Source organism: Bartonella sp. CL71SXKL (genome assembly GCF_042194935.1).
In the GTDB taxonomy this organism is placed as follows: Bacteria; Pseudomonadota; Alphaproteobacteria; order Rhizobiales; family Rhizobiaceae; genus Bartonella.
In genome coordinates this window covers 1-7,054 of record NZ_JBHINI010000032.1, presented here as the reverse complement: position 1 = coordinate 7,054, position 7,054 = coordinate 1, and the positions used below count along the sequence as shown (strand labels likewise).

Below are 7,054 nucleotides of genomic sequence, written 5' to 3'. Positions count from 1 at the left end.
TGAAGAGCAGATGAAGATAGTTCTTGAAGATGCCAATAAGTATACGGATGAGAAAGTTAGTAGTCTTGTCAATGATGGTGTTAACGAGTCGAAATCCTACACGGATATGAAGTTTGAGACGTTGAATTATGCTATTCAGGATGTTCGGAAAGAAGCAAGACAAGCTGCTGCTATTGGTCTAGCAGTATCTAATTTAAGCTATGACGATACACCAGGAAAATTAAGTTTTTCATTTGGTACGGGTGTATGGCGCAGTCAATCTGCACTTGCTATTGGAGCTGGTTATATGTCTGAAAATGGAAGATTTCGCTCTAACGTATCTGCAACGAGTTCTGGGGGACATTGGGGTGTAGGTGCTGGATTTAGGGTAACGCTGAATTAACAATAGAAAATTCGAAATAAATTTTCCTTCTCTTATCAAATGCGTTACATGTGCCATTTAAAGAGAAGGAAAGTTATTTTCATCATAAATGAATAGCAATAGAAGATAAGGGCGTATTTCGAGTAAAAATATATTTTTTATTATGAAATTTTATATGAAAAAATCATTTATCATCTCCAAAAGGAATTATTTGAGTAATCGATATTTATTTTTAATATATTGTAATAATATTATTAATGAATGCAGCATTGTTTTTTATGACAAGATAGGGGGTATTTTATTTTGCATAATTCGACTGCTGATAAGATTATTATTGGATTGTATAATGCCATAAAAGGTGATCAATTACATGACAGTGAGCAGCAGATTAAGACAGTTTTTAATGATGCGAAAAAATATATAGATAAATGTTTTTCTGAATCCATAGTATAATGCAATGAGTAATGTTGTTAATGATGCAAAATCTTACACGGATACAAAATTTGAAGCATTAAGATGTGATATTAAGACAGCTCAGAAAGAAGCAAGACAGGCATCCTCTGTTGGTTTAGAAGTATCGAATTTAAGTTATTTTAATATCCTTTGGTCTTTAAGTCTTTTTTTTGGTAGTGGTTTATGGCGTAGCCGATTGGCTTGAGCTATTGGAACCATTTATATGTCAGAAGATGGAAAGATTCGCTCTAATATATCTGTCACGAGTGCAAGAGGTTACAGGGGGTTAAGTGCAGGAGTAAACTTAACACTGCATTAATAATAAAAAACGCATTCGCCCTTGTTTCATCAGACAAGGGTAAAAATTTTATAAAGAAGTGATATTTTACACAGAAACTCATAGAGTAGTATACTTGTAAAGTTTTATAACAATGTATTCTGTAATAATAATCTTAGTGGGACTAATTTTAGTTACAGTGAAGCATTTTAACAAAAAAAATTACAAATGCAGAGTGATGTTTTCATATAAATTAATAGAGCACGCGTAATCGCACAATATTTTAAAACTGTACAGTTTATAATTTTATTAATAGGAATATCCACTAGGGGGTATGCTTAAAGAAATAAAAAATCTCATTTTTTCCATTTTTATTATTTTCTTTGTATGTAGCAGCGGGAATGATTAAGTAAGACTCACTTTGATCACAACAGGGATATTTAAAGCATAACTATGCACCAGCACTTTTATAAAAGCCTAAAGTGTAAACAATGAGGCTATGAATTCTAGAATTATTTCAAGAATCAGAAAGACGCATTATATAAAAATATAAAAAAATAATTAAATTATTTTTTCCTTGCTATTTTTTAATAATCTGTATAGAGTGCGAAAAATTAATTAAAAGAAACTAGAAATCTTCTCGCAAAGCGGGGTGCGGTAAGTTATGGAAAAATTACAAAATCACAATCGTCTGATCTCAAAAAGCTTTAAGAGATACAAATATAAAACTCAGGGGTATCTCGCTTATTTTCACGACAAAAGCACAATAACCCTACAAAAAACGCTCTAAATTACTCAACAAACAACTTAATTCCCTTGTGCAATAAACATCCTTTATTGCCTCTTAAACACACAACACTTAATAATAGCGCGCAAACATGTTTTTTCTACACTTCTTTCACCTTTCTTTGCCTTTAAATTTAAAGGCTCTGCTACAGAAAGAAAATCCCCCCTAAAAGGGGAAAATAAACCTTATTAATCGGACTATCAATCAAGGTGGACTACAACCTCATTGATATCTTAGATAGTCCTCTTCCACATTATGACAACCCTAATCTTTTATAAAACAAGAAAAAACTACCTCTAGAGCTTAGTAGCACCGGAATATGTCTTTTTAATGTTTTCAATATGTTTTTTTTACTTAGAGGATTTATTATGAAAAAAATATTATATACCACACCACACACACTAGCAGTGAGTAATTTAAAAAATTCTTGCTCGTCTTATCGATTACCTTTTATTAAAACGCTTTCATTAGTGTCAGTAGCTGCCTTTTTATCAAGTGCTTCTCCTGTTTTTGCTTGTGATCTTTGGGGTAATGTAGCGCAGTATTTTGGTGGAGGTACAAATATACGTAAAAGTATTGCGCCAACCTATATAATTAACGGTAAAATATATAGAGATGTTGGTTCTGCGTTGTATGGTTTGGAGAATTATGTCGCTGAAACTAGGTATGATAAGTTTGTTAAGCAAGATGCATCAGGACTTATTACAATTGGTGCGGACGTAGGTGGCAATAGAATAACTATCGCAAATAGCTCTCATGGATTGAGGACTCTTACTGGTGTTGCTGATGGTTGGGTTTCGCCAATCTCGTATGATGCAGTCAATGGTTCTCAGCTTTTTTCCCAAGGCATCAGTACTGCGATCTCTTTTGGCGGTGGTGCTGGATACGATAGAAAAGGAAACTGGATAGCTCCTACTTTTACAGTTAAGGTCTTTGATAAAAATGGTAATGGAACTGAAAAGGACTATAAGAATGTTGCGGATGCCTTTACTGGCGTAAGTAGTTCTTTCACGAATCTTGATAAAAAGATTGAGAATATAGTCATTGATGGGACAGGTGATAATCTTGTTAAGCAAGATGATACCGGACTTATTACCATTGGTGGAAAAGTAAGTGGGGCCAGGGTAAATATCGCGAATGTTGATAATGTGGCACGGACTCTTGCGGGTGTTAAGGCTGGTTCGATTACAGCAACATCGACTGATGCGATAAATGGCTCTCAATTTTATGCCATGAGCAATGTAGCTGCTAGTTATTTTAGTGATAATGCTGGATATGATAAAGATGGAAATTGGAATGCTCCTACTTTTACAGTTAAGGTTTTTGATAAAAATGGTAGTGGGACTGAAAAGAACTATAAGAATGTTGGGGAAGCGCTTTCTGGTGTAAGTAGTTCTTTTACGAATCTTAATCAAAAGATCGAAAGTGTGACAGGTGATAGTTTTGTTAAGCAAAATAGCGCTGGGCTTATTACGATTGGTGGAGACAAGGGTGGTGATAGAATAGATATTGCAAACGGTATTAATTTTCCACGAGTTCTCTCTGGTGTTAAAGGGGGTGCATTCACGGCAACATCGACTGAAGCAGTAAATGGTAGTCAGATTTATCTTATGACTCAGGCATTTGCAAGTTATTTTGGCGGTGGTGCTGGATATGATAAAGCGGGAAAATGGTCACCTCCTACATTTACAGTTAAAGCCTTTGATAAGGATGGTAATGAAACTGAGAAAAACTATACTAATGTTGCAGATGCGTTTTCTGGTGTTAATAGTGCTTTGGCAGGTTTAAATCATCAGGTTGTTGAGATAAAGAGTAAGCCTGGTATTGAAGAAAGAAATAAGCCCTCTCAAACTGATAGTTCGGATATTATTTCAGAAGGCTTTCCTTTTATGAGAAGCTTACCTAGTGCTTCAGGTAATGTGAAGGTTCCAACTACGATAACTGTTGCTCCTAAATCACCATTAAAACAAGTAAGTTTTATGAGTAGTGAAGGTGAAAGCCGGCGTCTTTTTGATATTGCTGCTGGTGAGATTTCAGAAACGTCGACTGATGCTATAACCGGTTCTCAGCTCTATTCGATAAACAACCAGATTGCTACTTATTTCGGTGGTGGTTCTGGATATAAAGGTGGAAATTGGAGTGCTCCGACTTTCACAGTTAAAGCCTTTGATAAGGACGGTCATGAGATTGATAAAGAGTATACTAATGTCGCGGATGCATTTGCTGGCGTTAATAGTGCTTTGGCAGGTTTAAATCATCAGGTTGTTGATATGAAGAATGGCCTTGGTCTTGGTGAAACAGAGGGTAAATCACTAGATGGTGGTCCTTCGGATATTATTTCAGAAGGCTTTCCTTTTATGAGAAGCGCACGTCTTCTAAGAAGCTTACCTCTTGCTATAGATGAGGAAGAAAGCGCCATAGATGAGGCGGATAATTCAACCACGGTAACTGTTGCTCCTAGTGAAATTTTAGAAAAGTCAACTTATGAGGTGACTGACAGTCAGTTTAATAAGATGGGTGAAAGGGTAACAGGAGTTGAAGGCAGGGTAACAGAAGTTGAAGGCAGGGTAACAGAAGTTGAAAAAAAGGTGAATGTTGCGGTTAGCTATGATACCGATGATAGCGGAAAGAAAATCAATAGCATCACTCTAAAAGGTGTCGATGACAGTGATCCTGTTTTGATTACGAATGTTCAAGGTGGAAAAATTGAACATGACTCTAAGGACGCAGTGAATGGTGGTCAGTTATACGATCATACCGCGGAGCAGATGAAGATTACTCTTGACAGTGCGAAAGAGTATACTAAAGAACAAGTCGATAATGGTGTTAATGCGGCGAAATCCTATACCGATATGAAGTTTGACGCACTAAGTTATGATATTACGAATGTGCGCAAAGAGGCAAGGCAAGCAGCAGCGATTGGTTTGGCAGTCTCTAACTTACGTTACTTCGATGACCCAGGATCTGTGAGTGTTTCATTTGGTGGTGGTTTTTGGCGTGGACAATCTGCCTTTGCGATTGGTGCAGGTTATACATCTGAAGATGGCAAGATTCGTTCTAATCTATCAGCAACCAGTGCTGGCGGTCAGTGGGGTGTAGGTGGTGGAATAACTCTGAAATTAAAATAACACCAGAGAATATGAAAAACTACAATTTAAGCGAAGTTTCGCCCTTGTCTCATCAGACAAGGGCGAAATTTTATATTATAGAGAAGTAATATTTTACAGAGAAGTCCATAGAGTAGTATACTTATAAAGTCTTATAACAAGGTATTCTATAGTAATAATCTTAGTGAGATTGATTTTAGTAAAAAGTGAATTACTTTAACAAAAATTTTATAAATACAGCGTAATACTCTCATATAAATTGATAGAGTGCGTAATCGCACAGTATTTTAAAACTGTACGTTCTATAATTTCATTGATAGAAAATATCCATTGGGGGGATACGTTTAAAAAAATCAAAAATCGTATTATTATTATTTTATTTATTTGCTCTGTGCATAGCAGTAGCAATCATGAGGTACGCAACAGCGGCAATTATTAGTAAGACTCATTTTGATCAAAATGGGACACCTAAAACGAACGATTAAACAGAACCTCTAGACAAGTCTATAGTGCATGGAATCTATGAATTTTAAAGTTATAAGGATATTTTACGATTGTATAAATCGGAAAGACTCATTCTGTAAAAATAATTAAATTCATTTTCCTCTTGCTATTTTACGCAATAGTCTATAACATCGCGAAATATTCTTTAGTAAGACTCATTTTGGTAAAAACAGAAAGATGCTCGCAAGGGGGGCGCGACGGATTATGAAAAAAACAAACAATCACCTTCATTTTATTTTGAAGCTCTTTGAGAGAAAAAAATCTAAAGCTCAAGAGTATGCTTCTTACCCCCGCGATAAAAGCGTAATGATTTCACAACAAGTACTCTAAATCATTCAGCCGACAACTTAACCTTTTCCCCTAATAAACATTACAGCCTCTTAATTATACAAAATGAACTCTTTTACTTTAAAAACTATAAACCGCAGATCTAACAATAGGGCGCAAGTATGCCTTCTTCATATCCGTTTTTCACCCTCATTCAGGAGTTTTGTTGCAAAAAAAAGCATCCTTCTTAAAAGCGGAAAAAATAAAAAACCCATTAACCAAACCTTTAATCAACGTCCATCACAACCTTGCCGGACTTCTAATTACTTCTGTTCGCCTCTGCGGCAAACTCAAACTTTATAGAGAACAAACAAAAATCACGTCGTTAATCACCCCTAGCACTGAAATATGACTTTTTAATGTTCTAAATATGTATTTCTTATTTGGAGAATTTGTTATGAAAAAATTATATACCACACCAAAAGCGCTAGTGGTGAATGATTGTAAAAATTCTTGCTCGTTTTATCGACGGCTTTTTATTAAAGCGCTTTCATTGGCTTCAGTGATTATATTTTTATCAAATGTTTCTCCTGTTGCTGCTGCTACTCAGATTTTAAATAACAAATCAAACGACTTTAGTGGTGGTACAAATGCGCTTAAAGCTATTCCGCCAGCCTACGTAGTTGGCAGTAAATTGTATAGAGATAGTGGCTCTGCATTTGTGGAGGGGGAGGATGCCCCCAAGAACTTAAGTCTTAATATTAAGTTTCAGACTAAAGCTGCTTTTGATGCTGCATTTGCAGGTACGGAAGGTTATAAGAATGTAGAAGGTTATAAAAGTGTTGCGGATGCATTTTCTGGCGTGAAGAGTGTTTCCACAAGTTTAAATCATCAGATTGTTGAGATAAAGGAACTCGCTACTATTGGGGAAAAGCAAGATAATTTATCTCAAAGTGATGATAGGCATGAAAACACAGGCAGCTTTCCTTTTTTAAGAAGCTTACCCAGTGGACTAGCCCGAGCGGATGATGAAAGGAAGATAACTCTTGCTCCTACCTCACCATTAACTATAGTAACTTTTCGGAGTAGTGAAGGTAAGACACGGCGTCTTGAGGATATTTCTCCTGGTGAACTCTCAGAAACGTCAACCGATGCCGTTAATGGTTCCCAGCTTTATGCTCTAGGTGATAAAGTTGCAAAATCTTTAGGTGGTAACGCTAAGTATGAGAATGGCACGTGGACTGCTCCTACATTCAAGGTTAAGCGCTTCAATTCTGATGGTGACGTTACTGACTCGA

The 7,054-nt window shown here is 36.0% G+C and carries 3 protein-coding genes and 1 pseudogene; all 4 read left to right on the top strand.

The annotated features are described in order from the left end of the window. Nucleotides 1-382: YadA-like family protein (locus ACFILA_RS08795; RefSeq protein ID WP_375661036.1), on the top strand; the 382-nt coding region annotated here is incomplete at its 5' end. A gap of 436 nt (nt 383-818) precedes the next feature. Beyond that, complete coding sequence (locus tag ACFILA_RS08790; protein WP_375661035.1) at nt 819-1,019, top strand: hypothetical protein; 201 nt, start codon at nt 819-821, stop codon at nt 1,017-1,019. Between the two features lie 1,227 nt (nt 1,020-2,246). Continuing rightward, complete coding sequence (locus tag ACFILA_RS08785; protein ID WP_375661034.1) at nt 2,247-5,006, top strand: YadA-like family protein; 2,760 nt, start codon at nt 2,247-2,249, stop codon at nt 5,004-5,006. Nucleotides 5,007-6,213: 1,207 nt separating this feature from the next. Then, nucleotides 6,214-7,054, top strand: a pseudogene (locus tag ACFILA_RS08780) (hypothetical protein); the annotation flags it as partial.

Bases quoted from the DNA above. Each gene is read 5' to 3' on its own strand.
- ACFILA_RS08785 (WP_375661034.1), top strand. From the start codon at position 2,247: ATGAAAAAAATATTATATACCACACCACACACACTAGCAGTGAGTAAT.
- ACFILA_RS08790 (WP_375661035.1), top strand. From the start codon at position 819: ATGAGTAATGTTGTTAATGATGCAAAATCTTACACGGATACAAAATTT.